The 25,623-nt window shown below is 68.6% G+C and carries 28 protein-coding genes; 16 read left to right on the top strand and 12 right to left on the bottom strand.

The genetic code is table 11. The features are described from left to right. Positions 1 to 216 precede the first annotated feature (216 nt). Entirely contained in the window at positions 217 to 1,881 is a 1,665-nt protein-coding gene (gene nadB / locus QVG61_RS03290; RefSeq protein ID WP_289931901.1) for an L-aspartate oxidase, read from the top strand. Here nadB and yccX read toward each other — a convergent pair whose 3' ends face one another. The 5 genes from yccX to QVG61_RS03265 are packed head-to-tail and all read right to left on the bottom strand — an operon-like array spanning position 1,882 to position 5,272. After that, positions 1,882 to 2,154, bottom strand: a complete 273-nt coding sequence (gene yccX / locus QVG61_RS03285; protein ID WP_289931900.1) for an acylphosphatase — start codon at positions 2,152 to 2,154, stop codon at positions 1,882 to 1,884. Next, positions 2,151 to 2,921: an HlyD family efflux transporter periplasmic adaptor subunit gene (locus QVG61_RS03280; protein WP_289931899.1), complete on the bottom strand. Its 771-nt coding sequence runs from the start codon at positions 2,919 to 2,921 to the stop codon at positions 2,151 to 2,153. Before QVG61_RS03280 ends, yccX begins: the two co-directional genes overlap by 4 nt. Further along, entirely contained in the window at positions 2,918 to 4,204 is a 1,287-nt protein-coding gene (locus QVG61_RS03275; RefSeq protein ID WP_289931898.1) for a TolC family protein, read from the bottom strand. Before QVG61_RS03275 ends, QVG61_RS03280 begins: the two co-directional genes overlap by 4 nt. A gap of 43 nt (positions 4,205 to 4,247) precedes the next feature. After that, on the bottom strand, positions 4,248 to 4,790 hold the full coding sequence (locus QVG61_RS03270; protein WP_289931897.1) for a thioredoxin family protein: 543 nt from the start codon (positions 4,788 to 4,790) through the stop codon (positions 4,248 to 4,250). After that, positions 4,790 to 5,272 (bottom strand): TlpA disulfide reductase family protein, encoded by a 483-nt coding sequence (locus tag QVG61_RS03265; RefSeq protein WP_289931896.1) that lies wholly within the window; start codon positions 5,270 to 5,272, stop codon positions 4,790 to 4,792. Before QVG61_RS03265 ends, QVG61_RS03270 begins: the two co-directional genes overlap by 1 nt. 180 nt (positions 5,273 to 5,452) lie before the next feature. On the opposite strand from QVG61_RS03265, the gene QVG61_RS03260 reads away from it, so the two are divergent. Together QVG61_RS03260 and QVG61_RS03255 are read left to right on the top strand one after the other, a co-directional pair. Further along, positions 5,453 to 6,979, top strand: coding sequence for a fumarate hydratase (locus tag QVG61_RS03260; RefSeq protein WP_289931895.1), 1,527 nt, complete (start codon positions 5,453 to 5,455; stop codon positions 6,977 to 6,979). Between the two features lie 31 nt (positions 6,980 to 7,010). Beyond that, positions 7,011 to 8,600 carry a hypothetical protein gene (locus QVG61_RS03255; protein WP_289931894.1) on the top strand — a complete coding sequence of 530 codons (1,590 nt, stop codon included), beginning with the start codon at positions 7,011 to 7,013 and terminating at the stop codon, positions 8,598 to 8,600. A gap of 13 nt (positions 8,601 to 8,613) precedes the next feature. Here the strand turns inward: QVG61_RS03255 and QVG61_RS03250 are convergent, their stop codons facing one another. Beyond that, entirely contained in the window at positions 8,614 to 9,606 is a 993-nt protein-coding gene (locus QVG61_RS03250) for a zinc-dependent alcohol dehydrogenase family protein (RefSeq protein ID WP_289931893.1), read from the bottom strand. A gap of 156 nt (positions 9,607 to 9,762) precedes the next feature. Here QVG61_RS03250 and QVG61_RS03245 point away from each other — a divergent pair, with 156 nt between their 5' ends. Beyond that, positions 9,763 to 10,227, top strand: a complete 465-nt coding sequence (locus tag QVG61_RS03245) for a YbhB/YbcL family Raf kinase inhibitor-like protein (protein ID WP_289932694.1) — start codon at positions 9,763 to 9,765, stop codon at positions 10,225 to 10,227. 166 nt (positions 10,228 to 10,393) lie between these two features. Beyond that, entirely contained in the window at positions 10,394 to 10,792 is a 399-nt protein-coding gene (locus QVG61_RS03240; RefSeq protein WP_289931892.1) for a hypothetical protein, read from the top strand. A gap of 31 nt (positions 10,793 to 10,823) precedes the next feature. Here QVG61_RS03240 and QVG61_RS03235 read toward each other — a convergent pair whose 3' ends face one another. From QVG61_RS03235 to QVG61_RS03225, 3 genes are all read right to left on the bottom strand, one after another. Beyond that, positions 10,824 to 11,390 carry a mismatch-specific DNA-glycosylase gene (locus QVG61_RS03235; protein WP_289931891.1) on the bottom strand — a complete coding sequence of 189 codons (567 nt, stop codon included), beginning with the start codon at positions 11,388 to 11,390 and terminating at the stop codon, positions 10,824 to 10,826. A gap of 72 nt (positions 11,391 to 11,462) precedes the next feature. Beyond that, complete coding sequence (locus QVG61_RS03230; RefSeq protein ID WP_289931890.1) at positions 11,463 to 12,350, bottom strand: SH3 domain-containing protein; 888 nt, start codon at positions 12,348 to 12,350, stop codon at positions 11,463 to 11,465. Positions 12,351 to 12,507: 157 nt separating this feature from the next. Further along, positions 12,508 to 13,449, bottom strand: coding sequence for an ROK family protein (locus tag QVG61_RS03225; protein WP_289931889.1), 942 nt, complete (start codon positions 13,447 to 13,449; stop codon positions 12,508 to 12,510). Between the two features lie 69 nt (positions 13,450 to 13,518). On the opposite strand from QVG61_RS03225, the gene QVG61_RS03220 reads away from it, so the two are divergent. Further along, a complete protein-coding gene (locus tag QVG61_RS03220) occupies positions 13,519 to 14,409 on the top strand; it encodes a sulfurtransferase (RefSeq protein WP_289931887.1) in 891 nt (296 codons plus the stop codon). 75 nt (positions 14,410 to 14,484) lie between these two features. Further along, positions 14,485 to 15,708 (top strand): flavodoxin-dependent (E)-4-hydroxy-3-methylbut-2-enyl-diphosphate synthase, encoded by a 1,224-nt coding sequence (ispG, locus tag QVG61_RS03215; protein WP_289931886.1) that lies wholly within the window; start codon positions 14,485 to 14,487, stop codon positions 15,706 to 15,708. Between the two features lie 331 nt (positions 15,709 to 16,039). Here ispG and QVG61_RS03210 read toward each other — a convergent pair whose 3' ends face one another. Continuing rightward, complete coding sequence (locus QVG61_RS03210; protein WP_289931885.1) at positions 16,040 to 16,786, bottom strand: MBL fold metallo-hydrolase; 747 nt, start codon at positions 16,784 to 16,786, stop codon at positions 16,040 to 16,042. Positions 16,787 to 16,827: 41 nt separating this feature from the next. Here QVG61_RS03210 and QVG61_RS03205 point away from each other — a divergent pair, with 41 nt between their 5' ends. After that, positions 16,828 to 17,199, top strand: coding sequence for a cupin domain-containing protein (locus tag QVG61_RS03205; protein WP_289931884.1), 372 nt, complete (start codon positions 16,828 to 16,830; stop codon positions 17,197 to 17,199). A 277-nt stretch (positions 17,200 to 17,476) separates the two neighbouring features. On the opposite strand, the gene QVG61_RS03200 is transcribed toward QVG61_RS03205, so the two are convergent. Beyond that, positions 17,477 to 18,019 (bottom strand): helix-hairpin-helix domain-containing protein, encoded by a 543-nt coding sequence (locus QVG61_RS03200; protein ID WP_289931883.1) that lies wholly within the window; start codon positions 18,017 to 18,019, stop codon positions 17,477 to 17,479. Positions 18,020 to 18,981: 962 nt separating this feature from the next. Here QVG61_RS03200 and QVG61_RS03195 point away from each other — a divergent pair. The 5 genes from QVG61_RS03195 (at position 18,982) to QVG61_RS03175 (ending at position 21,470) form a co-directional block, all read left to right on the top strand. After that, a complete protein-coding gene (locus QVG61_RS03195) occupies positions 18,982 to 19,566 on the top strand; it encodes a DNA-J related domain-containing protein (RefSeq protein WP_289931882.1) in 585 nt (194 codons plus the stop codon). A gap of 36 nt (positions 19,567 to 19,602) precedes the next feature. Beyond that, positions 19,603 to 20,175 carry a hypothetical protein gene (locus QVG61_RS03190; protein WP_289931881.1) on the top strand — a complete coding sequence of 191 codons (573 nt, stop codon included), beginning with the start codon at positions 19,603 to 19,605 and terminating at the stop codon, positions 20,173 to 20,175. 89 nt (positions 20,176 to 20,264) lie between these two features. Continuing rightward, complete coding sequence (locus QVG61_RS03185; protein ID WP_289931880.1) at positions 20,265 to 20,564, top strand: segregation and condensation protein A; 300 nt, start codon at positions 20,265 to 20,267, stop codon at positions 20,562 to 20,564. A 9-nt stretch (positions 20,565 to 20,573) separates the two neighbouring features. Continuing rightward, positions 20,574 to 20,975 (top strand): DUF2384 domain-containing protein, encoded by a 402-nt coding sequence (locus tag QVG61_RS03180; RefSeq protein ID WP_289931879.1) that lies wholly within the window; start codon positions 20,574 to 20,576, stop codon positions 20,973 to 20,975. A gap of 219 nt (positions 20,976 to 21,194) precedes the next feature. Then, on the top strand, positions 21,195 to 21,470 hold the full coding sequence (locus QVG61_RS03175; protein WP_289931878.1) for a DUF2934 domain-containing protein: 276 nt from the start codon (positions 21,195 to 21,197) through the stop codon (positions 21,468 to 21,470). Positions 21,471 to 22,173: 703 nt separating this feature from the next. Here QVG61_RS03175 and QVG61_RS03170 read toward each other — a convergent pair. After that, positions 22,174 to 24,300 carry a YgiQ family radical SAM protein gene (locus tag QVG61_RS03170; protein WP_289931877.1) on the bottom strand — a complete coding sequence of 709 codons (2,127 nt, stop codon included), beginning with the start codon at positions 24,298 to 24,300 and terminating at the stop codon, positions 22,174 to 22,176. Positions 24,301 to 24,722: 422 nt separating this feature from the next. Between QVG61_RS03170 and QVG61_RS03165 the strand changes: the two genes are divergently transcribed. The 3 genes from QVG61_RS03165 to QVG61_RS03155 all read left to right on the top strand — a co-directional run bounded on the left by QVG61_RS03165 (position 24,723) and on the right by QVG61_RS03155 (position 25,622). Continuing rightward, positions 24,723 to 24,929: a YdcH family protein gene (locus tag QVG61_RS03165; RefSeq protein WP_289931876.1), complete on the top strand. Its 207-nt coding sequence runs from the start codon at positions 24,723 to 24,725 to the stop codon at positions 24,927 to 24,929. A 5-nt stretch (positions 24,930 to 24,934) separates the two neighbouring features. After that, on the top strand, positions 24,935 to 25,246 hold the full coding sequence (locus QVG61_RS03160) for a DUF3301 domain-containing protein (RefSeq protein WP_289931875.1): 312 nt from the start codon (positions 24,935 to 24,937) through the stop codon (positions 25,244 to 25,246). A 136-nt stretch (positions 25,247 to 25,382) separates the two neighbouring features. Further along, the gene (locus QVG61_RS03155; protein ID WP_289931874.1) at positions 25,383 to 25,622 is read left to right on the top strand and encodes a hypothetical protein; all 240 of its coding nucleotides are present in this window, start codon (positions 25,383 to 25,385) and stop codon (positions 25,620 to 25,622) included. Position 25,623 lies beyond the last annotated feature (1 nt).

The raw sequence follows: 25,623 nt of genomic DNA, 5'->3' as shown, positions 1-25,623 counted from the left end.
TGTCAGTTGACCGGTGGCGGCCGGGATGGTTCGCCTGTCTGGCCCGATTGCGGTAAGGTTGGCCCTATTAATCAGACAGTTCCGGCGCTCGGAACCTTAACCGATTTGACTCGCCGACCACAAGCCGGGGTCGGTGGCACAGCGACAGGGCATGAACAGCGAAGCCAACAGCGACACATCCAGACAGCGGCCCGGCGTCTCCCGGAGCCGCGCGGCGTGAGTCGTCAGCAGACCTTCGATGTGCTGGTGATCGGCAGCGGGGCCGCCGGCTTGCGCCTGGCCCTGGAGCTGGCCGGCAACGGACCGGTGGCGGTTCTCGCCAAGGGCCGGCTCACCGACGGTAGCAGCTTCCGCGCCCAGGGCGGCATCTCCGCCGTGCTGGCGCCAGACGACAGCTTCGAGAGCCATGTCCAGGACACCCTCAACGCCGGCGCCGGGCTGTGCCACCCCGAGGTGGTGCGCTTCACCGTGGAACAGGGCCCGGCGGCGATCCACTGGCTGATCGACCTGGGAGTGAACTTCACCCGTGACGCGGAAGCCGGTGGCGAGGCGGGCTACCACCTGACCCGCGAGGGCGGCCACAGTCACCGCCGGGTGATCCATGCCGCGGACGCCACCGGCCAGGTGCTGGAGACTGCCCTCATCGAAGCGGCCCGCCGCCACCCCAACATCAGCCTCTTCGAGCGCCACATCGCCATCGACCTGATCACCCGCAGCAAGCTCGGCCTGCCGGGCCAGCGCTGCCTCGGCGCCTATGTGCTGGACCGCGACGCCGGGCGGGTGGAAGCCCTGGCGGCGCGCTGCGTGGTGCTGGCCACCGGCGGCGCCAGCAAGGTCTACCTCTACACCAGCAACCCGGACACCGCCACCGGCGACGGCATCGCCATGGCCTGGCGGGCCGGCTGCCGGGTCGCCAACCTGGAATTCAATCAGTTCCATCCGACCTGCCTCTACCACCCCAAGGCCAAGTCCTTCCTGATCACCGAAGCAGTACGCGGCGAGGGCGGGCGACTGCTGCTGCCGGACGGCGAGCCCTTCATGCAGCGCTTCGACCCGCGCGGGGAGCTGGCACCGCGGGACATCGTGGCGCGGGCCATCGATCACGAGATGAAACGCCTCGGCGTCGATCACGTGCTGCTCGACATCAGCCACCGGCCGGCCGATTTCGTCCGTGAGCACTTCCCCACCGTCTACCAGCGCTGCCTGGCCTACGGCATCGACATCACCCGCGAACCCATCCCGGTGGTGCCGGCCGCCCACTACACCTGCGGCGGGGTGATGACCGACATCCACGGCCGCACCGACATCCCCGGCCTCTATGCCATCGGCGAGACCACCCATACCGGGCTGCACGGCGCCAACCGCCTGGCCAGCAATTCCCTGCTCGAATGCCTGGTGTTCGGCCAGGCGGCCGGCCGGCACATCCGCCAGGAACTGCCGCGGCTGGAGGCACCACCCGAGCTGCCGCCCTGGGACGAATCGCGGGTCACCGACTCCGACGAGGAGGTGGTGGTCAGCCACAACTGGGACGAGCTGCGGCGCTTCATGTGGGACTATGTCGGCATCGTGCGCACCGACAAGCGGCTGGAACGGGCACTGCGCCGCGTCGAGCTGCTGCAGCACGAGATCCACGAGTACTACAGCAACTTCCGGGTCACCAACGACCTGATCGAGCTGCGCAACCTGGTACAGGTGGCGGAACTCATCATCCGCTCGGCCCAGTCGCGCAAGGAGAGCCGCGGCCTGCACTACACCCTGGACTATCCACAGACCGACAGCGGGCAGGCACGGGACACGGTGCTGGTCCCGGACAGGCGCCAGGCGGCAAGCCGCCTGGCCTGGGCCGGCAACCAGCAGGAGGACGCCCGCCCCACGGCCTGATCAGGCCGTGGTGAAGTCCGCAAAGGGCCGCGGCTCGACGGGCTCGCAGCGCACATCCTCGACCCGCGCCGCCGGCGGCCCCTGCCACAGCCAGTCGCGCAAGCGCTCCAGGGCGGCAGGCTCGCCCACCGCGACCACCTCCACCCGGCCGTCCGGCAGGTTGCGGGCATAACCGGTCAGTCCCAACCGGCGCGCCTGATCGCGGGTGGAGGCACGGAAGAACACCCCCTGCACCCGGCCACTCACCCAGCAGCGCAGCGCGGCCCGGCTCATGGCAACTCCAGCACCGCGGGCAGGCCGGGACGCAAGCCGGCCTCATCGGCCACCTCGAATTCCGCCTCCAGCGCATAGCGCGGCTCGGCGGCGCCGGGATCGGGCTCCAGGCCCAGGGTGACCAGGGTCCCGGCGTAACGCCGCCCGTCCAGCCGCACCCTGACCACCTGCCCCGGCTCCGCCCCGACCAGCTCCCTGGCCGGCAGCCAGGCGCGGGCCAGCATCCGGCCACGACGGGCCAGCACCAGCAGCGGCTCGGCCCGGTCCCGGCTGACCACCGGCTGGCCCGGCTGGATGCGCACCGCGATCACCCGTGCGTCGAACGGCGCCCGCAACCGGCTGTGTTCGAGTTCGAAGGCAGCCGCCACCTGCTCGGCCCGCGCCTTCCGCCAGGCGGCCTCGGCGCGGCGCCAGCCGATCTCGGCGAGGCGCAGATCGTGATCAGAGAGCACGGTGCGCTCATAGAGTTCCCGGGCCCGCTCCAGCTCCCGCGCGGCCTCGGCCCGGTCGTCCTCCCGCTCGCGCAGCACCGCCCGGGCGGCCGCCAAGCGCGCCTCGAACACCTCGGGCTCGAGCCGCAGCAGCTCCTCGCCGGCAGCGACGCCGGCCCCGGGCCGCACTGCCACACGCTCCACCACCCCGGATACCGGCAGACCCAGCGCCAGGCGTCCGGCCCAGTCGAGAACGGCCGGATACTCGCCGGCCTGGCAGAACGCGGCCGTCAGTCCCAGATACAGGCCCAGCAGCCCCCTGCAGAGTCTTTTCATGGCTTCACTCCTTCCTCTTCCGTCGCGGCCAGGGGCAGCCAGCGGTTTTTTCCGCGCAGGGCATCCAGCTCCGCCCAGGCCAGCAGCAGCCGGTACCCGCGCTGTGCCTCGCGCAGCCGGGCCTCGGTGGACAGGGTCATGGCATCGCCCAGATCGGTCTCCACCTCCAGCTCATAGAGGGCACGGCTGCGATCCAGATAGAGGTCCCGGTAATCGAGCCGCGTCTGCGTCTCCTGGCGCTGGGCCCGCAGTACCCGGATCTCCTCCCACAGCTCGGCCACCCGCTGGCGCAGGTCGCGTTGCGCCAGCGCCAGTTCAGCCTCGGCCTCCTGGCGCCTCGCCTGGGCCGCGGCCAGCTCGGCGGCCACCCGCCCCCCGGTGAACAGCGGCACCTCCAGCACCAGCCCGGCCTCCCAGCGGTCACGGAAACCATAGTCGCGCGCATAGCGGCTGGTGGCGAGTTCGCCACTCAATACCGGCCGCCGTCCGGCACGTGCTGCCTGCACCCGCTGGCGGGCCTGTTCCAGCTCGGCCTGCAGCGCACGCAGCCCGGGGTTCGCCGCCAGCACCTCGCGGGTCAGGGCCTCCAGCTCAGGCAGTTCCAGCGCGTCCACCCGCCAACCCGGCTCGACCAGGGTCCGCGACAGTTCGCCGGGGCGGCCCAGGGCCTCGGCCAGGCGCACCCGGCGGGTGCGCCTGGCGGCCTCGGCGGCATAGCGGCGGCTGCGCAGCACCTGATAGTCGTTCTCCCGCCGCAACAGCTCGATCTCCGAGATCTGCCCCAGTTCGAAGCGGTCACGGGCCCGGTCCAGGCGCACATAGGCGATGGACATCGCTTCGTCCTGGACACGGAAGTCGAGGTCGGCGAGCAGCACGTCGAGATAGCGGCCGAGGATGTCGAGGCGACGCTGCAGGCGGGTATCGAGATAACGGGCCTGCTGGGCACGCTGGGCCGCCGCCGCGGCCGCCAGCGAGGCCCGGCTGCGGCCGAAGTCGTAGAGCCGCTTGTTGAGCTGCAGCCTGGCCCGGGAATCGTTGGGGGAGGTGTCGGCGGCCAGCGGCGAAACCCCGACATAGCGCGCCTCGGCTTCCAGGCTGGCCCGCACGCCGGTAAGCGCGCGGGCCCGCAGCCCCTCGGCCCGCGCCGCCTCGATGCCAGCGGCGGCCAGCTGCAGATCCGGATGACCGGCGTCGGCGAAGCGCAGGGCTGCCGCCAGGGTCAGGGGTTCGGGCAGGGGTTCCGCAGCCGGCAGCAGACCGGCCACAAGACAGCCCAGCAACATCAGGCCCAGGAGCCCCCCCGCTGTGCGCAAGCCCCGCATAGGCTCAGCGCTGCCCGCGTCGCTTCAGCCGCTTGTAGCGCGCGAAGGGCATCTCCTGATACCCCCCGCTGACCACGTACTCGCCCAGCCAGAGGAATTCCTCTGCATCCCGGGTGGCGCCGGTATAGCGCACCACCGGCCGTCCCTGGAGATCGAAGAACAGGATCACCGGCGTGGCCCGCACCCGGTACTGGCGGAAGGCAAAATCCTTCTCGGTGGTGGCATGCCCCTGGAAATCGGTGATCGGCACGTCGCCCTCGATGTCGACGCTGAAGATCAGGAAGTGCTGCCTGAAGTAGTCCTGCACCTCGGGGCGATTCAATACCGTCTCGCGCATCCGCTGGCAGAAGGGGCACTCCTCCATTTCGAAGAAGATCAGGATGCCCTGCTTGCCCTGCTCGCGGGCCGTGGCCAGCTCTTCCTGGAAATCACCCAGGGTCTGATCGAAGAAGTGGGTCTGCGGATCGCGCGGTGGCGCCGCGGCAAGGGCCACGCCGACCCAGCAGACGATCAACAGCCAGGCCGCCGCTGCGCCAGGCACTCTCATTACCTGCCCCCCTCGGCATCACGCAGCTTGCGCGCCAGGTAGTCCTCCAGGGCCTTGGCGGTGATCCCTCCCACCTGGCGGGCCACCGGTTCCCCCTGGGGCGAGATGATGTAGGTGGTGGGCAGGCCGCCGACGCTGAGCCGCGGATCGGGCGCGCTGAGGTCACCGTTGACCAGCACCGGATAGCTGATGAAATACTCGTCGACGAAGGTCCGCAACTGTTCCAGCGGGATGTCCTCGTAGTTGATGCCCAGCACCACCGCATCCTTGTCGCGGTGCCGCTCGTGGAACGCCACCAGATCCGGTATCTCCTCCAGGCAGGGCGGACACCAGGTCGCCCAGTAGTTGAGTATCACCCACTTGCCGCGGAACTCGGACAGGCTGCGACTCTTGCCCTCGAGGTCCGGCAGGGTGAAATCGACCGGCTCGGCCAGCACCAGCGGGCTGCACAGCAGGGTGAACACCAACCATAACGTCTTCATGAATATCCTTCGCCTCCTGTCGGCTCGACGCATACCCTGCCACCCGCTGGCAGGGCTTGCAAGCATCGGGTAAAAAAGCGGTTTCTCGCACCGCCCGGGGGGACTACAATCCCCGGTGGTACCATCAGGAAGACGCCTCAGCCCCCGAAAAGTTTCCATCCAGCACGGGATTCGCAGCGGATGACCACCATCAGACAGGACGACTTCATCGCCAGCATCGCCGATGCCCTGCAGTACATCTCCTACTATCATCCACCGGACTTCATCCGCGCCCTGGCCGAGGCCTGGCGCCGCGAGGAGGCAGCCGCGGCACGCGACGCCATCGCCCAGATCCTGGTCAACTCGCGCCTCTGCGCCGAAGGCCATCGGCCGATCTGCCAGGACACCGGCATCGTGGTGGCCTTCCTCAAGATCGGCATGGAGGTGCGCTGGGATGCCGAGCTGGACCTCGCAGGCATGATCAACGAGGGGGTGCGCCGGGCCTACACCGATCCGCACAATCCGTTGCGCGCCTCGGTGGTGACCGACCCGGACGGGGCACGGCGCAACACCGGCGACAACACCCCGGCGGTGATCCACACTGAGCTGGTGAGCGGCGACCGGGTGGAGGTGATCCTCGCCGCCAAGGGCGGCGGCTCCGAGAACAAGGCGCGCTTCGCCGTGCTCAATCCCGGCGACGACCTGGTCGACTGGGTGCTGCAGCAGGTACCGACCATGGGCGCCGGCTGGTGCCCGCCGGGATTGCTCGGCATCGGCATCGGCGGTACCCCGGAGAAGGCCATGCTGCTCGCCAAGCGCTCGCTGATGGAACCGGTCGACATCCAGCAGCTTGCCGCGCGCGGCCCCGGCAACCGGGCCGAGGCCCTGCGCCTGGAACTCTACGACAAGGTCAACGCCCTCGGTATCGGCGCCCAGGGGCTGGGCGGGCTGACCACGGTGCTGGACGTGAAGGTGCTGGACTACCCCACCCACGCCGCCTCCAAGCCGGTGGCGCTTATTCCCAACTGCGCCGCCACCCGTCACATCCACTTCCAGCTCGACGGCAGCGGCCCGGCCGTGCTGCAGCCGCCCTCGCTGGCCGACTGGCCGGAGATCGACTGGCAGCCCGGCGCGGGCAGCCGGCGCGTCGACCTCGACCGGTTGCAACGCGAGGACGTGCTCGACTGGCGGGCAGGCGAGACGCTGCTGCTGACCGGCCGCCTGCTGACCGGACGCGACGCCGCCCACAAGCGCATCGTCGAGCTGCTGGAACGGGGCGAACCCCTCCCGGAGGGGCTCGATTTCCGCGATCGCTTCATCTATTACGTGGGACCGGTGGACCCGGTCGACGGCGAGGCCGTGGGACCGGCCGGCCCCACCACCGCCACCCGCATGGACAAGTTCACCGAGCCGATGCTGGCAAAGGCCGGTCTGCTCGGTATGATCGGCAAGGCGGAACGCGGTCCGGAGGCGATCGAGTCCATCCGCCGCCATCGCGCGGTCTACCTGATCGCCACCGGCGGCGCCGCCTACCTGGTGTCCAAGGCGATCCGCAGCGCCCGGCTGCTGGCCTTCGAGGACCTGGGCATGGAGGCGGTCTACGAGTTCGAGGTGGTCGACATGCCGGTGACGGTGGCGGTGGATGCCAGCGGAGAATCCATCCATCGCACCGGCCCCGCCGAATGGCGGGGGCGCATCGGCAGGATTCCGGTCGAGAGCCGGTCATAGACCGCGGCAACGAGGAGGGGAAGGCAACAGCGTGTTTCTATCCGTACCACGACAGGACGTCATTCCCGGTGTCGACACCCGGCCCAGCACCCTGCGCGAATGGCTGGACGGCCTGCCCTACACCGAGATCGGCAACACCGCCGACCGGCTGCTGGAGCGCCTGACCGACATCAACCACCAGATCCTGCCGGGGCCGCAGCGCTACGAGCTGATGCTCGAGTTCAACCGCGCCTTCACCCGCTTGCACGAGGGGCTGCGCCACCCGGCACGCGCCCAGGACCGGTTGCCCGCCAGCAGCCTGCAACTGCTCGACGCGCTCACCGAACAACTGCTGTTCGGCTACAAATACATCATCAACGGCGCCCCCGGCGAACGGCGGCTGTGGGGGCGTCCCCGGCATCTGTTCGGCGCCATCAACTACGCGGCCCAGCTGACCACCCTGCTGCTCGCCTGCCGCTACCAGGCCTACCTGCCGACCGATCCCACGCTCTGGAGCGAGGCCGGCCTGCTGCAGCAGCTGGCGGAGAGCGAATCGGTGCCGCCCACCCCGGATGCGGACTTTCCCTTCAGTCCCGGCCAGCTCGGCGCGGCCAGTGCCTACAAGCTGCTCGGCCTGCTGCGCCTGGCCGACCCCTATCACCTGCCCGCCGATCGGGTGTGGGACATCCTGCAATACCTCTGTCCGCGCATCGAGGCGGTCGTCCACTACCGGGTCGGGGCCGATCACAAGAGCCGCCCCGGGGAACTCGCCCTGTGCATGAACTGCGACGCCTCGCAAGCGGTCCGCCCCGGACACGACAACGACAGCGAGGAACACAGCTGGCTGATGCTCGACGTCAATCCCTTGCTGGAGGATCTGCAGGCCGACCTGGCCCGCCTCAAGGCAGGCAGCAGCCCCCGCCAACTGGGGCTCTCGGACCATCTGCTCGCCAGCGACGCGCGACAGCTGCTCAACCATCTGCTGGCCCAGTGGCAACAGCAACCCCCGGAACGCAAGCTGCCGCGGGTCGACAGCGACGCACCGGTACGGGTGGCGGTAGGACTGGAGGCGGCCTTCGCACTGCACAACGGCAACCGCCCCTTCAACCCGGCGGACTACCTGGCCTTCGATGACGAAGACGAGATCGATCTCGGCTACCCCCTGGAAGCCGGGAACGCCGGCCCGGCGAAGCCGCCCGAGACCCTGCGCTGCGCCACCCTCAACCGCAGTGCCGGCGGCCTGGCCCTGCACCTGTTGCCGGAAGGCCGGCTGAAACTGTCGGTGGGGCAGCTGCTCAGCATCCAGAACCCCAGCGGCGAATGGCTGGCAGGGGCGGTGCGCTGGGAGATCAACCATCCCGAATCAGGCATCGAGGCAGGCGTACAATACATCGCCAAGGATGCCTTCCCGGTCGCCGTCCGGCCGCTGACCGGCGACGTCAAGACCCGCTTCCAGCCGGCGCTCGGCACCCTGATCAATCACGAGGGCCAGCGCTACCTGATCCTCATCGGACCCAAGGGCCTGTACCGCGAGCAGCGCACCCTGGAGATGGACATCGATGGCGAGCGCAAGCAGGTCCGCTGCCTGCAGCTGCTGGAAGCCAACGCCAGCTTCGAACGCTTCATCTACGAGGACATCTGAGCCCGCGGGCGGCTCACCAGTCGGCCCGCAGCGCGATCTTGCCCAGCGCCTGGCCCGACTCCAGCAGGGCATGGGCCGCGCCCACCTCGGAGAAACCGAAGCGCCGTTCATGGATCAACGGCCGCAGCTCACCGGCATCGACCAGCGCCGCCACCTGGCGCAGGATGGCACCGTGCGCCTCGCGGCGGCGGTTGTGCAGCATGGGGATCAGCATGAACACCGTGTGCAGGGAGAGACTCTTCTGGAAGGCCGGCTTGAGATCCAGGGTGGCGCGCCCGCTGACCGTGACCACCTGCCCCCAGAAGGCCGCGGCGCTGATGGCATCGGCCAGCACCGGCTGCCCGACGGTGTCGAACACGGCGTCGTAACCCTCGCCCCCCGTGAGCCGCGCAACGAAGTCCTCCACCGCCTCCTGCCGGTAGTCGATGGTCTCCACCGCCCCCAGCTCACGCGCTGCCCGGCGCTTGTCCTCGCGGCTGCCGGTGGCGTGCACGATCGCACCGCGCCAGCGGCCGAGCTGCACACCGATGTGCCCCACGCCCCCGCTGCCGCCATAGACCAGCAGCCGCCGACCGGCCTGCAGATCGAGCTTGTCGATCACCGCCTCCCAGGCGGTGATGGCGACCAGCGGCAGCACCGCGGCCTCCTCCAGTGGCAGGCGGCGGGGTGCCGGCGCGATCAGCCGGGCATCGGCCCGCATGTACTCCGCCAACGCACCCGGCAGCCCCTTCATGCCACCGGCACAGCCGTAGACCTCGTCCCCGACCCGGAAAGCATCCACTCCCTCGCCCAGGGCCTCGATCACCCCGGCCACGTCGGCATGCAGCACGGCCGGAAAATCCGGGCCCACCGGCACCTCGCCACGGCGGATCTTGCAGTCGATCGGGTTGACGCTGCTCGCCACGACCCGGATCAGCACCTCGCCCGGCCCCGGCTCGGGGCGCGGCAGCTCGGCCGCCTCGAACACCTCGGGTCCACCGAAACGATTGATTACATAGGCCTTCATGCCGCCTCCCGCACACCGCTGACGATGCGCTAAGCTTAGCGCATGCACCAAGCGCGACAAGCCCCCCGCCGCCTCGGCTGGCTGCTGGCCGCGGGGCTGCTCCTCGCAGCCTCCGGCGGGGTCGCCGAGGACACACATCCCGGGAGTACCACGAGCATGAGCCTGACCCTCTCTTCCAGCGTCTTCGAACCCGGTGGCGAGATTCCCCGCCGCTACACCTGCGACGGCGAGGACGTCTCGCCGCCCCTGTCCTGGTCCGGTGTGCCCGGCGAGGCCCGCAGCCTGGTGCTGATCGTCGACGACCCGGACGCCCCGGACCCGGCGGCCCCGAAGATGACCTGGGTGCACTGGGTCCTGTACAACCTGCCGGCGGAGCTGAGCGGGCTGCCCGAGGCGGTCGACAAGCTGCCAGCCGGCAGCGGTGAGGGCCTCAACGACTGGAAGCGAACCGGCTATGGCGGCCCCTGCCCGCCGATCGGCCGGCACCGCTACTTCTTCAAGCTCTACGCCCTGGATACCCGGCTGCCGGATCTCGGCCGGCCAACCAAGACCGAGGTGGAACAGGCCATGCGCGGCCACGTGCTGGAGGCCGCCGAGCTGGTTGGCACCTACCGGCGCTGAACCCTCCCGTCCGCACCGAAATCTACTCCCTGGCCGAGCAATGATGAGCGGGCTGCAGAAGTGCCACGCGGTCCGGTGGGGGCGCCGGCTGGCAGCAACAGTCAGTTTCGGCGACTCTCACCGGCCGTTATCATCTATCGGGCCATGACGGGAACGAGGGAAGGCCGTGCTCGAATACGCATTCTTCGATACCGGACTACGCGAACGGTTCGTCCGCTTCGTGCGTGGACGCGGCATCGACTGTCAACTGGCGGATGACGGCAGGGAGGTGCTTCTGGTCCGCATTGCGGACGACATCGATGAAACCCACGCCGACGAGATCGACGGCTGCTATGACCGGCTGCTCGGCGAACAGGCCGGGCTGTTCGAGGATGAACTGGAGAAAAGTGTGGCCGGCATCCGCATCCAGCTGGGCGACGGCCGTCCCTGCACCGTCCGCTTCCGGCCCGATCTGCTGTCCAGGGCCCTGGAATGTCTCAGTCTGGAGGAATTCCAGGAACTGCTGCAGGCCGTGGTCCGCGCCGTGGAAAACCCGGACGATGGCCCCATCTGTCGCGGCCGCTGAACGGCGGCCCCACCCAGCACCCCCTGACGGGTCAATCTGCCGTCAACAGGGCATCGCGCAGGCGCTTCAGCGCCCGATAGTGCTCGATCAACAGCTCCAGGGAGAAGGCCGCATTGGCCGGGCTGGGATTGGGGGTGACGAACACCGGGCTGGCACCGATCGCCATCGGCTGCAAGCCCCAGTCGATGCGCGCCACGCCGCCGGGTCCGTACTTCAGGAAGTTGGCCCAGGCGACCTTGCCGTGGAACCAGATCAGGCGCGGCCGGTGGCTCAACAGCTTGGTCTGCAGCAGGGGCGCCCCCGTCCGGTAGTCCGCCGCGCGCAGGCCGGCGGCGCCGGGCGTCGGCCGCTTCACCAGATCGGTAAAACCGATGCGGTGACGTTCGAGCAGACGCCGCATGGCCTCGGGCCCCGGCTGCAACGCTTCGTCGATCAGACCGCTGCCATTCAGGGCCGGCCAGAAGCGGTTGCGCGGATTGGCGAAGTAGGTCCCGGCACGCACCGAGGGCGGAGACGGATTGAGACCGACGGAGACGATGTCCAGGCCGTCGGCCAACAGGTCCGGCAGGGTTTCCGTATCACCTGTCCCTTGGGGCATATCGCTGCACTCGGACGACCATAGGCAACGGCGGCCCGCAGGCCGCCGTCATGGGTTGACGCCGGATGGTGATCAGCGGGTGATGAAGTTGGAGTGCAGCCAGCCGGTCAGCCCCCTGGCCTCGACCTCCCACCAGTCACCCCGCTTGGTGCCGGTCGGACGGACCGGCGTCCCCTTGGGCAGCTTGGCCAGGATCGGTGCCGAGGTGGTGGGTCCCGAGCGGAAGTTGACCCCGGTGCTGGTCATGTAGCCAGCCGCATCCGGAGCCATGGCCGCCGGCTGGGTGGCCTGGAGCTGGGCGACCAGCTTGTTGTGGGCATCCATGAAGGCCGCAGCCGTGATCTTGCCGATATCGGTGCTCTGGTAGGCACCGCCGCCACCGGCCACGCCGCCCATCCAGCCAAATCCGCCGAAGCTGATGTCGGACTTCTTGGCGCTACCCTCGGCGACCGCTTCCTGCACACCGGTGCGGACATTGGTCACGAACAGGGTGACCTGGGATTCCAGATTCTGGGTCCTGATCCCCCCCGCTACGGCACCGGCCACGCCCGGCAGCAGGGCACCCAGGCCTCCGAAGCCACCGCCGGCATTGGCATCCTGGAAGATGATACTGGGCGTGATGATGTAGTCGGCAGCCACCATCTGACCACCGCCCATCGAGCTGCCCTTCTGCAGCTCACCACCGGCGGCCAGGGCGCGCTCGCGCTGCAGGGCGCTGGACGCGGCACCGCGGTCCACCACGCGGAAACAGTTGCTCTGCGCCATCATCAGGCGGATCAGCGGCACCGGGCTGCTCAAACCGTACTGGGCATAGCCCCTGTCCTCCGGCTCCAGCAGGGCGGCGGTGCCGATCGGCCGGGCACAGTGCACCAGTTGGGTGGACTGCCCCTGGGCGCCGGCGTTGCCGCCGGAACCCGTGACCTCCGACCCTCCCCCGCCGAGCTTGGTCTGGGTATTCACACAGCCAGCCAACGTCAACGCCACCGCACCAGCAACCGTCTGTATTCCATATCGCTTGAGACTCACGGCATCCTCCTTCCTTATTAGGTATCAAGTTGTTATCCAGCCGAGCCGCCCCGGCCGCTGTGGCTTACTATACCATCCGGCCGGCGACATTCTAGGCGGGACGCAGCCCTGGCAGCCCCTCCCGACCGTCCGCTCCATCCACCGGCCACAGCCAGGCCGCGCCACGCACCCCGCTTGCATCGCCGAAGCGCGGCGCCAGCAGCCGGGTGTCGACCCGGTCCGAGAAGACGTAGCGCCCCCAGCAAGCCGGTACCTCCCGGTACAGTGCCTCGATGCGCCCCAGGCCGCCGCCGAGCACGATGACATCCGGATCGAGCAGATTGATGACATGGGCCAGGGCCCGGGCCAGGCGATCCACATACCGCGCCAGACTGGCCTGGCAGGCGGCATCACCGGCGGCGGCCCGGGCCGCGATCCGTGCCGCATCCAGTGCCTCGGCATGACGGCGCCGGTGATCGGCGGCCAGCCCGGGGCCGGAGAGCCAGGTCTCGATGCAGCCCCGGCGGCCGCAGTAGCAGGCGGGTCCCGGTCGTTCCTCGTCTGCCGGCCAGGGCAAGGGGTTGTGACCCCATTCCCCGGCGATGGCGTTGGGTCCGTTCAGCAGCCGGCCGTCGACCACGATGCCGGCGCCGGTCCCGGTGCCGAGGATGACACCGAACACCACCCGCGCCCCCGCCGCCGCGCCGTCGCTGGCCTCGGACAGGGCGAAACAGTCGGCATCGTTGGCGATGCGCACCGGCCGCCCGAGCAGCGCCGCCAGATCCTCCCGCAGCGGCTGGCCGTTCAGGCACTGTGAATTGGCGTTCTTCAGCCGGCCGGTGACCCGCGACAGCGCCCCCGGCGTACCGACACCGACACGGCCGCGCACGCCCAGCTCGCGCTCGGCCTCCTCCACCAGCCCGGCGATGGCGGCCAGGGTGGCCCGGTAGTCACCCTGGGGCGTGGCCACCCGCCGACGCAGCCGTTCCCGGCCGTCGTCGTCCAGGGCGAGGAGTTCGATCTTGGTGCCGCCGAGGTCGATGCCGAAGCGCATTTGGTCTATCTTTATCCTTTCATTGTCCGCAGGGAGACCCGCCAACGGGTCCACCGCCATCATATCACCGTGAGTTCGTCCGCCCCCGCAGCCAGACCCTGTCTGATCTCCACCGAGACGCTCGCCGCCCGCCTCGACCAGGAGGAGCCCGGGCCGCGTCTCGTCGACTGCCGCTTCGACCTGCTGCACACCGAGGCCGGACGCACGGCCTATCGGCAGGGGCACCTGCCGGGCGCGGTCTACGCCCACCTCGACGAAGACCTCGCCGGGCCGGTGACGCCGGTCTCCGGCCGTCACCCGCTGCCAGACCCGGGCCGGCTGGCGCAACGGCTCGCCGACTGGCGGATCGGACCGGATACCGAGGTGGTCTGCTACGACGCCCGGGACGGGGTGTTCGCCAGCCGTCTGTGGTGGTTGCTGCGCTGGCTGGGTCACGAACGGGTCGCGGTACTGGACGGCGGCCTGGCGAAGTGGACGGCGGAACAGCGTCCCCTCCACCGGCAGGGGGACGAATCAGCGACCTCGACCCCGGGCCCCGCCCTGCCCGCCGCCCCGCGGCCGGGAATGACCATCGACAGCGGAGGCCTGGGCGCCGTGCTGGACAGCGATGCCCTGTGCCTGATCGACGTGCGCGAGACGGACCGCTTCGCCGGCGAACGCGAGCCCCTCGACCCGGTGGCCGGCCACATTCCGGGCGCCGTCAACCTGCCCTTCGGCAAGAACCTGGACGCCAGCGGCTGCTTCCTGCCGGCCGAGGCGCTGCGCAAGATGTACCTGCGGCTGCTCGACGGTCGCGCCCCCGCCGACGCCGTGCTGATGTGCGGCTCCGGCGTCTCGGCCTGCCACAGCCTGCTGGCGATGGAGCTGGCCGGCCTGCCCGGCGCCCGCCTCTATGCCGGCTCCTGGAGCGAGTGGATCCGCGACCCCGGCCGGCCGGTGGCCATCGGCGCCGGCGACTGAGCATCGGCGGACGTTTCCAGCCGCCCTGGTTCCTGCGATAATTCCGGCCCCGACGAGCCCCGCGAAACCCGCCCCATGAACCAGCCCGAGATCCACAGACGTCGCAGCGTGCCGGTCCGCATCGGTCCGGTGACGGTCGGCGGCAACGCCCCCGTGGTGGTGCAATCGATGACCAACACCGACACGGCCGATGCCGAGGCCACCGCGCAGCAGGTCGCCGCGCTGGCGCGCGCCGGTTCCGAGCTGGTGCGCATCACGGTCAACAGCGAGGACGCCGCGCGCGCCGTGCCGCGGATCCGCGAACGCCTCGAGACCGAGGGGCTGGCGGTACCGCTGATCGGCGACTTCCATTTCAACGGCCACCGCCTGCTCGACAAGTACCCGGACTGCGCTGCGGCCCTCGCCAAGTACCGCATCAACCCGGGCAACGTCGGACGGGGCAGGAAGAAGGACGAACAGTTCGCCACCATCATCGAGCTGGCCTGCCGGCACGACAAGCCGGTGCGCATCGGCGTCAACTGGGGCAGCCTGGATCCGGCCCTGGTAGCGCGGATGATGGACGAGAACGCCCGTGCCGCCACCCCGCGCGACCCGGCGGCGCTGATGCACGAGGCGCTGATCAGCTCGGCGCTGGACAGTGCCCGCCAGGCCGAGGCCCTGGGCCTTGGCCATGATCGCATCATCCTCTCGGTGAAGATGAGCGGCGTGCAGGACCTGATCGCCGTCTACCGCAAGCTGGCCGCCCGCTGCGACTATCCCCTGCACCTCGGCCTGACCGAGGCCGGCATGGGCAGCAAGGGCATCGTCGCCTCCAGCGCCGCGCTGGCGGTGCTGCTCCAGGAGGGCATCGGCGACACCCTGCGCATCTCCCTCACCCCCGAACCGGGCGGCAGCCGCACCCTGGAGGTGCAGGTCGCGCAGGAGCTGCTGCAGAGCATGGGGCTGCGTGCCTTCACCCCGGCGGTGATCGCCTGCCCCGGCTGCGGCCGCACCACCAGTACCTACTTCCAGCGCCTGGCCCAGGACATCCAGGGCTACCTGCAGGAGCAGATGCCGCACTGGCGTGGCCGCTACCCGGGGGTCGAGAACCTGCGCGTGGCGGTCATGGGCTGCGTGGTCAACGGCCCTGGCGAGAGCCGCCACGCCGACATCGGCATCAGCCTGCCCGGCACCGGCGAACGGCCGGTGGCGCCGGTCTACATCGACGGTGAGAAGGACGTCACCCTGAAGGGCGAACACATCGCCGAGGAATTCCAGGCCATCGTCGAGGCCTATGTGGCGCGCCGCTATGGCAGCTAGCCCGTGTGATCACGGCCGGTGGGAGACCGCTCCTACACCTGATCGTGCCGCCACGCCCCGTAGGAGCGGTCTCCAGGCCGCGATTGCCCCCGCAGCCGAGAGGATTCGCCCGCAGCGTGCATAGCGCGCGCCCTGCCCACCTTGCGACTCAGCGTGGCGGATCACATCCGTTTTCGATCGCGGCCGGGAGGCCGCTCCTACACCAGATCGTGCCGCCATCTCCGGTAGGAGCGGCCTCCCGGCCGCGATTGCCCCATCACGGAGAGGATTCAGCAGGATGCGCCCCTGCCGCGCCCCCCGCAGCTGGCACCACGGCTGACGGCGCCCGCCCTTACTCTTCCGGCATCTCCTCGCCCTTCGGCACCGGGCCGTAGGGGTCGTGGCGGTGGCGGTCGTGGTAGTGCATCCGGTAGTAGACGAAGCGGGCCGGATCGTCGAAATGCAGAAAGGGGTTGCCCTCGACCTGCTCGGCCAGGGTCGAGGTCTCGGCCACCGAGTAGTTGTGGCCGGGGTGGATGCAGGTCTCGGGCGGCAGCCGCTCGGCCATGTCCTTGAGGGTGTGGAACATCTGTTCCGGATCGCCGCCTTTCAGGTCGCAGCGGCCACAACCGAAGACGAACAGCGTATCCCCGGTGATCAGATCGTTGCCCAGCCGGTAGCAGGCCGAGCCCGGCGTGTGACCGGGGGTGTGCAGCACCTCGATCGGCGTCTCGCCGAGCTCGATCAGGTCCCCGCCGTGATGCAGGGTCGGCAGATCCAGCGCCTGGCCCCAGAAACGGGCCTCCGGTTTCAGCAGATGCAGCTGGGCATCCTGGGCCGCCAGCACCGTCTCGATACCGTTGATGTGGTCGTGATGGCTGTGGGTGAGCAGGATGTCGGTGATACGCAGCCCCCGTTCACGGGCCAGTCGCAGCACCTCCTCCACCTCCCAGGCGGGGTCGACCACCGCCGCCCTGCCGCTGGCACGGTCCTCGATCAGATAGACGAAGTTCTCCATCGGTCCCAGTTCGAGGGCATGGATGCGGTAGGGGGCGTTGGCGTCGGGACCGCAGCCGGGCGTGGCGGAGAGGCTGTTCATGCCCCTATCATAGTGCCTCCCAGCCGCGAGGACACCCCGCCATGGATGCCACCATCGCCCGCCACCGGCCACAGAGCGAATTCGCCACCGAGGAAGACTGCTTCATCATCGAGACCTGGAACGACCCGGGGGATCCGGCGCTGTCCGTCGCTCGCGCCCGGGTGGAGGCCGGCGTCACCACCCGCTGGCACCGGCTGCGGGGCGTGGCGGAGCGCTATCTGATCGTCGCCGGCCAGGGCGTGGTGGAGGTCGGCGAATCACCACCCACGGCGGTCGGTCCCGGCGATCTGGTGGTGATCCCGGCGGGCGTGCGGCAGCGGATCCACAACCCCGGCCCCCGGGCACTGATCTTCTACGCCCTCTGCACCCCGCGCTTCACCCCGGACTGCTACGAGGCCCTGGCAGAGGACTGAAGAATCGAGCCAGGCTGTTGCAAAAGTCTCTGGCGAGTGCGAGACAAGGCAAAAATGGCGAAAAAGCGCAGTTAACATGGCCGTGAATGAGCATTTTGAGCCATTTTTCAACGTCGTATCCTGCCGTCAGAGGGTTTTTCAACAGCCTGCCAGGACCACACCAATCGCGGCCTGGAGGCCGCTCCTACAACATATTGTGCCGCCACGCCCCGTAGGAGCGGCCTCCAGGCCGCGATGCCCGGAGTCAATCGAATAGGCGCAACCTGTAATATGCGGGCTAGCTGAACTGCTGGCGCAGCTTGCGCAGGGTCGCCGGGCCGACACCGCGGATCGCCAGCAGGGCCGCGTCGTCCAGCGCGCGCACCTGCTGCGGCCGCCGCACGCCGGCATCGAACAGGGCTCGGGCGATACGCACATTGATGCCGGCCTCGCGCAGCAGGGCGAAGAAGGCACGGCATTCCGCCGCGGCCTCGGCCGCTGGCGGCGGCACGGCGCGCAGGCGCTGCGGGACCGGGGCGGGCCGCGCCCGCTGCCGTGCCGCGGTCTCGGCCGCACCCAGCAGGTGATGGCCACCGGCCAGCAGCAGGGTGGCGGCGAGCAGCTGCGCCAGTTCCTGGTTCCAGGGCAGGTCGGCGACCGCCAGCCGGATCAGGCCCAGCACCCCGCAGACCCCGAGCAGCATGCCGAAGGCCGCCAGCAGCAGCGCCCAGCGCAGCTCGGTGTCGGCCGGCAGCCGGTCCAGCAGCCAGCGGCGGCATTTTGCAACCAGCCGGTCGAAGAGCGTCGGCTCTTCATACAGGGCATAGGTCTCGGGCAACATGGCGGGATCTCCAGCTGTCTGCCTACAGGGGATATCGGCCATACTCGCCGAATCGCCAGCGGCGAACCGTGAAGGCGGCCGCAAAACGCCGGCTTCGCAACGGACCCGCCACAAGCGGCGGCCCGCCGGCGCAGTCGATCAGTCCCGAGTCCGACAGACTGCCAGGTGGAGAGAGCCCCGTGGATTCGTCCTGGCTCCGGCAGACTGCTAGCCCATATATTGCACGAAGGATTCGAGTTTCAGGGCAAATCTGGCCAAGCAGTTTGTTCGATCGCCCGCCGAAGCATAGCCGTAGCTATGGTTCAAGGGGGATCGGGCAAAATGCGCCGCCAGATTTGGTCTGAACTCGAATAGGCACAAACTGTAACAGGGCACAATTGCTCGCATAGGTGATCCTGCCTTGATAAATACCGGAAAAATTACGCTTTCAAGGCCGCCTTCGTGCAAGATGCAGCTAGCCCGCATATTGCACGAAGGATTCGAGTTTCAGGGCAAATCTGGCCAAGCAGTTTGTTCGATCGCCCGCCGAAGCATAGCCGTAGCTATGGTTCAAGGGGGATCGGGCAAAATGCGACGCCAGATTTGGTCTGAACTCGAATAGGCACAAACTGTAACAGGGCACAATTGCTCGCATAGGTGATCCTGCCTTGATAAATACCGGAAAAATTACGCTTTCAAGGCCGCCTTCGTGCAAGATGCAGCTAGCCCGCATATTGCACGAAGGATTCGAGTTTCAGGGCAAATCTGGCCAAGCAGTTTGTTCGATCGCCCGCCGAAGCATAGCCGTAGCTATGGTTCAAGGGGGATCGGGCAAAATGCGACGCCAGATTTGGTCTGAACTCGAATAGGCACAAACTGTAACAGGGCACAATTGCTCGCATAGGTGATCCTGCCTTGATAAATACCGGAAAAATTACGCTTTCAAGGCCGCCTTCGTGCAAGATGCGGGCTGGCATGGCGCCATGACCACGAGCGACAGGGCACGGGCCCGCCTGGAACAGGCCATCGAGGCACGGCTGCGCGCCCATCCCCAGGGACTCGGCGAGTATGCCCTGTTGCAGGCGCTGCGCGAGAGCGATGCCGGGCTGGTGCCCGAGCGGCTGGATGACGAGCTGAGCCTGTTCCAGACCCATTTCCTGCTCTTCCACTGCCTGTACCGGATCGACCAGCGGCTGTCGCGGATGGGTGAGGGCCGGCTGGAGATCGGTGCCCTGTGCATCCGCCTGCTGCCGTCGACCACAGGCGACGCCTCGCAGGCGCTCGGCAGCCCAGATCCCCTGCGCGACTACTATCTCGACCTGGCCAATCTCGACACCGGCCGCGAGGAGGTGAACCGGCTGCTGGACGGCTTCTGGCGGCGCTACCTGCGCCAGGACGCCCGGGCCGAGGCGCTGGCCGTGCTCGGTCTCGAAGCGGGGGCCGACGAGGCGGCCATCCGCCAGCGCTACCGGCGGCTGGCCATGCAGCATCACCCGGACCGTGGCGGTGACGCGGCCCGGTTGCAGGAGATCAACGCGGCGCTGGCGACCCTGCTGGGGCGGGGCTGATAGAATCCGCCTCCATCCCCTCCAGGACGAGCGTTCATGGCCGCACACAAACTGATCCTGCACCCGGTCGCCACCGAGCTGGCGGCGGACTTCCCGGCAACCGTGCAACACTGTCTGGAAGAGCTGGGCGTGCTCGGCGCCCCCTTCGAACTCGACGGCCGTCGCCACCACCGGACCGGCGACGGCTTCCTCGGCCACTTCAGCTTCCTCGGTTGCTCACCCTATCTGGAACTGGACCCACCAGACGAGCCGGCGGCGCGTGAGGAGGCCGCTCGGCTGGGTCGCTTCTGCCACATCCATCTGCAACCGCGGATCGGGCCACCGACCCTGCGTTGCGATGCCAACGCCCGTCCCCGCTGCCCGGCCTGCCGCGCCGCGGCACCCCTGGCCCGGATTCGCGCCGGCCAGGAGGCGCCCCTGCCCTGCCCGCGCTGCCAGGCTCACTGGGGACCCGGCGACTGGCTCTGGCGCCAGGGCGGCGGCCGGGCGGTCTTCTTCCTGGATATCTGGGGGATACACCCGGCAGAGGTGGTGCCGCAGACGACACTGCTGGAGGCGCTGGCCGCGCTCGGCGGGAGCGACTGGCAGTATTTCTATCTGCGCGAATAGCCGCTACGGGCCGGCGGATGCGCCCCGCCGGGATCTGTGGCATAATAACCTACCGTTTTAATCAAGTACGTGCCCCAGGCGGATCACCGATGACAGACAATGAACTGACGAAGGAAGAGCGCATCCTGCGCATGATGAAGAAGGTCCTGACCGACGTCGCCCGGGACACCCATGCCAAACCCGGCTTCCGGCACCCCCTGTCCGAGCAGACCATCCTCGGCATCCGCGACTGCCTGAGCCTGATTTCGGCCCGCGAACGGGAACTGGCCGAGGAACATGGCCGGCCGATGGACATGCGCCCCCGCTTCATCGACGAACCCAGGAAAGAAGTGGCCGTGCCCATCGACCTGGCCGCGATGCGCGCCAGGAAGGACGCCGAGACCGACTAGGAGTACAGCATGCAGAACCTGACCCTTGAAGAGCGCATCATCCTGACCCGCTCGATCATCAACCTGCTGGACAGCTGGGGCTTCGACAACCCGGCCCAGGTCCGGCTGCTGGCCCTGCCGGATGGCACGCCGCCGCGCAAGATCAACCGCTACCGCAGCATGAACGAGCCGCTGCCGGAGGACGAGCGGATCATGCAGCGCATCGAGCAACTGCTCGGCATCGCCGACGCCCTGCGCACCACCTTCCCCCACAATCCGCGCATGGGCCAGGTCTGGATGCGCAAGCGCAACAAGCACCTGCGCCGCAGTCCCGCCAGCTGCATGATCGAGGACGGCATGAGCGGCATGATCCGGGTCCGCACCCACCTCGACTGCACCTATGCCTGGGACATGAGCGGTTCCTCCGCCTAGCAGCCTGCTAGGCAAGAAACCTTCGACTACCTGGCCGGTCGGGAGTTGCATAGCCGGCCATCCGGCCTGATGCATGTCAGCTGCAGGTGACGGCGGCTTGCAGCCTCTTTCCCTTGGTCTACACTTCGGGCGAGGTTCGCGCAGGAATGCCGGCGGACCCGCCTTTCGGAACCCGGCAACGGGCCATCACCTTGTGGAAAGCCTCAGCAGGACGTCACCATGACCACGACAAGCAAGCAGCCCCGCCGTAAGTCCCCCGCCAAGACAGCGGCCAAGAGCAGCAAGGCGGCCAGCACCAAGACCACACGACGCAGGAAGACGGCCGCCAAGACGCCGGAGATCACCCCCGAACAGCGCTACCAGATGATCGCCGAGGTCGCCTACCTGAGGGCCGAACGCCAGGGCTTTGCGGGCGATCCGGTGGAGGACTGGCTGGCAGCGGAAAAGGAGGTCGACGCCGGTCTCGCCGGGCGGGCGGCAGGCACTGCCCAGTAGACCGTCCCAGGAACTGCTGGATCCAGCCCGCCCCGCCACCTCGGGCCAATTGCGGCGTAGACGCCGCTCCTACGGGACATGGTGGGACATTTTGTTGCAGGAGCGGCCTCCAGGCCGCGATCGCGAGCGGGCACCACCCGCCAGTCCCCTCTCCCCCAGGCCAATCGCGGCGTGGACGCCGCTCCTACGGGACATGGCGGTACGTTTTGTTGCAGGAGCGGCCTCCAGGCCGCGATCGAGAGCGGACACCACCTGCCAGCCCCCTCTCCCCCAGGCCAATCGCGGCGTGGACGCCGCTCCTACGGGACATCGCGGTACGTTTTGTTGCAGGAGCGGCCTCCAGGCCGCGATCGCGAGCGGGCACCACCCGCCAGCTCCTCGTCCCCCGGCCCAATCGCGGCGTGGACGCCGCTCCTACGGGACATGGCGATACGTTTTGTTGTAGGAGCGGCCTCCAGGCCGCGATCGAGAGCGGACACCACCCGCCAGCCCCCTCTCCCCCAGGCCAATCGCGGCGTGGACGCCGCTCCTACGGGACATGGCGGTACGTTTTGTTGCAAGAGCGGCCTCCAGGCCGCGATCGCGAGCGGACAGCACCTGCCAGCTCCTCGTCCCCCGGCCCAATCGCGGCGTGGACGCCGCTCCTACGGGACATCGCGGTACGTTTTGTTGTAGGAGCGGCCTCCAGGCCGCGATCCGGGGGTCAGCGTTCCCGCCGTGGGCGGCGACGCGCGCCCTTGCGCGGTGCTTTGCCCTGTGGCGGCAAACCCGTGTGGCGGGTGAAAAACGGCCGCCCTGCCGTGCCCCTCTCACCCGTCCCCCGCGGCTGCCAGGCCGGCACCAGATGGCGCTTGCCATTGCCGATCAGATCGGCCCGGCCCATGCGCTTCAGCGCCTCGCGCAGCAGCGGCCAGTTGTCGGCATCGTGGTAGCGCAGGAAGGCCTTGTGCAGGCGGCGGATCTTCAATCCCCGCGGCACCACCACCTCCTCCGAGTCACGCCGCACCCGGCGCAGCGGGTTCTTGCCCGAGTAGTACATGGCCGAGGCGGTGGCCATGGGCGAGGGCAGGAAGGTCTGCACCTGGTCGGCACGGAAGCCATTGCGCTTCAGCCAGAGGGCGAGATGCATCATGTCCTCGTCGCTGGTGCCGGGATGGGCGGCGATGAAATAGGGGATCAGGTACTGCTCCTTGCCGGCCTCGCGCGAGAAGCGGTCGAACAGGGCCTTGAAACGGTCGTAGGCCCCCATGCCGGGCTTCATCATCTTCGACAGCGGACCGGCCTCGGTATGTTCCGGGGCGATCTTCAGATAGCCGCCGACGTGATGGCTGACCAGTTCCTTCACATAGGCCGGCGAGCGCACCGCCAGATCGTAGCGCAGCCCGGAGGCGATCAGCACCTTCTTCACCCCCGGCAGGGCCCGGGCCCGCCGGTAGAGGCGGATCAGCGGCCCGTGATCGGTACCCATGTTCTTGCAGATCTCGGGATAGACGCAGGACGGCCGCCGGCAGGCCGCCTCGATCTGCCGGCTCTTGCACGCCAGCCGGTACATGTTGGCGGTGGGGCCACCGAGATCCGAGATCACCCCGGTGAAGCCGGGCACCGTATCGCGCAGGGTCTCGATCTCGCGGATGATGGAATCCTCGGAGCGGTTCTGGATGATGCGCCCCTCGTGCTCGGTGATGGAGCAGAAGGTGCAGCCACCGAAACAGCCGCGCATGATGTTGATCGAGAAACGGATCATCTCGTAGGCCGGGATGCGCGCCGAGCCATAGGCGGGGTGCGGCAGTCGGCTGTAGGGCAGTTCGAAGACCGCATCCAGCTCGGCCGTGGTGAGCGGCAGCGGCGGCGGGTTGAGCCACAGATCCCGGTCGCCGTGGCGCTGCACCAGCGCCCGTGCATTACCGGGATTGGTCTCCAGGTGCAGCACCCGCGAGGCATGGGCATAGAGCACCCGGTCCCGTTTCACCGCCTCATAGGCCGGCAGGCGGATCACGCTGCGGCTCCGGTCCAGCCGCGGCCGGCGCTGCAGGCGCACGACCTGTTCGCCGCCCGCCGCGGCGCAGCCCGCCACCTTCTCCGCGTAGGGATTCTCGGCCGGCGCCGGCGCCCCCGGCGTGTCGATGTCGCTGGCATCGATCTCGCTCCAGCCCTCGGGGATGCCGCGGCGCAGGAAGGCCGTACCACGGATGTCGGTCAGATCCCCGATCTTCTCCCCGGCAGCCAGACGGTGGGCGATCTCCACCACCTGCCGCTCGCCATTGCCGTACACCAGCAGGTCGGCCTTGGCATCCACCAGCACCGAGCGCCGCACCTTGTCCGACCAGTAGTCGTAGTGGGCGATGCGGCGCAGGCTGGCCTCGATGCCGCCGAGCACGATCGGCACCCCGCGGAAGGCCTCGCGACAGCGCTGGGCATAGACCAGCACCGAGCGATCGGGGCGGCGGCCGCCGGCACCGTCCGGGGTGTAGGCATCGTTGGAACGGGGTTTGCGGTCCGCCGTGTAGCGGTTGACCATGGAATCCATGTTGCCGCCAGTGACGCCGAAGAACAGGTTGGGCCGGCCCAGGCGGCGGAAGGGTTCGGCGCTCGACCAGTCCGGCTGGGCGATGATGCCGACCCGGAAACCCTGTGCCTCCAGCACCCGGCCGATCACCGCCATGCCGAAACTGGGGTGGTCGACATAGGCGTCGCCGGTCACCAGGATGATGTCGCAGCTGTCCCACCCCAGCGCCTCCATCTCGGCACGCGACATGGGCAACACCGGGGCGGTGCCGAAACGCCGGGCCCAGAAGGGACGGCGGGAGAAGAGGCCGGGCTCGCTGCGCATGGTGGTGATGCTTGAGATTGGGGGATCAGCCGTGGAGAATGGGTGCGAAGCCGCAGACGGGACCCGCCGAGGCATTATAGCACCCCATGGCATCCCCGCCCGCCGGCCCGCCGTATCCCAGGAGCCGAGCCGCCGATTCGGCCGGGAGCCGACCCCTAGCCCGCATATTGCGCGAAGGATTCGAGTTTCAGGGCGAATCTGGCCAAGCAGTTTGTTCGATCGCCCGCCGAAGCATAGCCGTAGCTATGGTTCAAGGGCGATCGGGCAAAATGCGACGCCAGATTTGGTCTGAACTCGAACAGGCACAAACCGTAACAGGGCACAAATGCTCGCATAGGTGATCACTGCCTTGATGAATACCGGAAAAATTACGCATTCAAGGCCGCCTTCGTGCAATATGCGGGCTAGCAGCGGAAACCGTCATGCAAGATAGCGAAGCCACCGCGATCCGGCAGCGCCTGGAACAGCTCAGGCTCGAGCATCAGGATCTCGACCAGGCCATCACCCGTCTGGCTCTCGACCCACAGATGGACCAACTGGCGCTGAACCGCATGAAGAAACGCAAGCTGCTGCTCAAGGACATGATCAGCCGCCTGGAAAGCCGCCTCATCCCCGACCTCGACGCCTGATCCCGATGGACAACACCCTGTGGCTGCTCCTGCTGCTCGCCGCCGGCGGCTGGTTCTGGCTCGACGGCCTGGCAGCCCGCGACCGTGCCGTGGCCCTGGCCCGCGACACCTGTGAGCGCAGCGGCGTCCAGTTGCTGGACGGCACCGTCAGCCTCAGCGCCCTGCGGCTGCGGCGCAACCCGGCCGGGCGCGTCACCCTGCAGCGCAGCTTCCGTTTCGACTACAGCAGCGACGGCGCCAGCCGCCGGCAGGGGTTCGTGGTACTGCTCGGCCGCCGCCTGGAGGCGGTCGGCCTGGCGGCCGAGGAGGCCGGTTGAACACACCCGCAAACCCCCGCCACCGAGCGGAATAATGCGGCAGTCGACGGCAGAAGGTACACTTCGCCCATTCGACTCCCGCCGGCAGCAGAGCCGCCGGCGGCCTCCATCGACCCAGCACGAGGTATCACCCGTCATGCCGTACTACGTCTTCCACATCACCGGCGACCCCACTGGCCTGGTCAAGAACCTCGACTTCCAGCAGAGCTTCGAGAGCTACAAGGAGGCCCGCAACTTCGCCCGTGGCCAGCGTGCCGAGCTGGGCCGGGACACGGAGATCATCGTCAAGGTGGTCTTCGCCGCCAGCCGGCTGGCCGCCGAGGAGCTGCTGATGGAGAAGCGCGAGAAACCCATTCTCATGGAATGGGAGAAATAGC

This window comes from Thiohalobacter sp. IOR34 (assembly GCF_030406045.1).
In the GTDB taxonomy this organism is placed as follows: Bacteria; Pseudomonadota; Gammaproteobacteria; order Thiohalobacterales; family Thiohalobacteraceae.
Note: the sequence above shows the minus strand (reverse complement) of the source record. Positions and strands in the feature narration are given on the sequence as shown.

Excerpts from the sequence above, each read along its gene's own strand:
- QVG61_RS03200 (WP_289931883.1), bottom strand. The coding sequence starts at position 18,019 with ATGTTGCCCGAGACCTATGCCCTGTATGAAGAGCCGACGCTCTTCGAC.
- QVG61_RS03160 (WP_289931875.1), top strand. The coding sequence starts at position 24,935 with ATGGACAACACCCTGTGGCTGCTCCTGCTGCTCGCCGCCGGCGGCTGG.
- QVG61_RS03260 (WP_289931895.1), top strand. The coding sequence starts at position 5,453 with ATGACCACCATCAGACAGGACGACTTCATCGCCAGCATCGCCGATGCC.
- QVG61_RS03155 (WP_289931874.1), top strand. The coding sequence starts at position 25,383 with ATGCCGTACTACGTCTTCCACATCACCGGCGACCCCACTGGCCTGGTC.
- QVG61_RS03225 (WP_289931889.1), bottom strand. The coding sequence starts at position 13,449 with ATGCGCTTCGGCATCGACCTCGGCGGCACCAAGATCGAACTCCTCGCC.
- QVG61_RS03235 (WP_289931891.1), bottom strand. The coding sequence starts at position 11,390 with ATGCCCCAAGGGACAGGTGATACGGAAACCCTGCCGGACCTGTTGGCC.
- QVG61_RS03190 (WP_289931881.1), top strand. The coding sequence starts at position 19,603 with ATGGCCGCACACAAACTGATCCTGCACCCGGTCGCCACCGAGCTGGCG.
- QVG61_RS03205 (WP_289931884.1), top strand. The coding sequence starts at position 16,828 with ATGGATGCCACCATCGCCCGCCACCGGCCACAGAGCGAATTCGCCACC.
- QVG61_RS03165 (WP_289931876.1), top strand. The coding sequence starts at position 24,723 with ATGCAAGATAGCGAAGCCACCGCGATCCGGCAGCGCCTGGAACAGCTC.
- QVG61_RS03195 (WP_289931882.1), top strand. The coding sequence starts at position 18,982 with ATGACCACGAGCGACAGGGCACGGGCCCGCCTGGAACAGGCCATCGAG.
- QVG61_RS03185 (WP_289931880.1), top strand. The coding sequence starts at position 20,265 with ATGACAGACAATGAACTGACGAAGGAAGAGCGCATCCTGCGCATGATG.
- QVG61_RS03250 (WP_289931893.1), bottom strand. The coding sequence starts at position 9,606 with ATGAAGGCCTATGTAATCAATCGTTTCGGTGGACCCGAGGTGTTCGAG.
- ispG (WP_289931886.1), top strand. The coding sequence starts at position 14,485 with ATGAACCAGCCCGAGATCCACAGACGTCGCAGCGTGCCGGTCCGCATC.
- QVG61_RS03275 (WP_289931898.1), bottom strand. The coding sequence starts at position 4,204 with ATGTTGCTGGGCTGTCTTGTGGCCGGTCTGCTGCCGGCTGCGGAACCC.
- QVG61_RS03265 (WP_289931896.1), bottom strand. The coding sequence starts at position 5,272 with ATGAAGACGTTATGGTTGGTGTTCACCCTGCTGTGCAGCCCGCTGGTG.
- QVG61_RS03170 (WP_289931877.1), bottom strand. The coding sequence starts at position 24,300 with ATGCGCAGCGAGCCCGGCCTCTTCTCCCGCCGTCCCTTCTGGGCCCGG.
- QVG61_RS03175 (WP_289931878.1), top strand. The coding sequence starts at position 21,195 with ATGACCACGACAAGCAAGCAGCCCCGCCGTAAGTCCCCCGCCAAGACA.
- QVG61_RS03245 (WP_289932694.1), top strand. The coding sequence starts at position 9,763 with ATGAGCCTGACCCTCTCTTCCAGCGTCTTCGAACCCGGTGGCGAGATT.
- yccX (WP_289931900.1), bottom strand. The coding sequence starts at position 2,154 with ATGAGCCGGGCCGCGCTGCGCTGCTGGGTGAGTGGCCGGGTGCAGGGG.
- QVG61_RS03210 (WP_289931885.1), bottom strand. The coding sequence starts at position 16,786 with ATGAACAGCCTCTCCGCCACGCCCGGCTGCGGTCCCGACGCCAACGCC.
- QVG61_RS03280 (WP_289931899.1), bottom strand. The coding sequence starts at position 2,921 with ATGAAAAGACTCTGCAGGGGGCTGCTGGGCCTGTATCTGGGACTGACG.
- QVG61_RS03180 (WP_289931879.1), top strand. The coding sequence starts at position 20,574 with ATGCAGAACCTGACCCTTGAAGAGCGCATCATCCTGACCCGCTCGATC.
- QVG61_RS03270 (WP_289931897.1), bottom strand. The coding sequence starts at position 4,790 with ATGAGAGTGCCTGGCGCAGCGGCGGCCTGGCTGTTGATCGTCTGCTGG.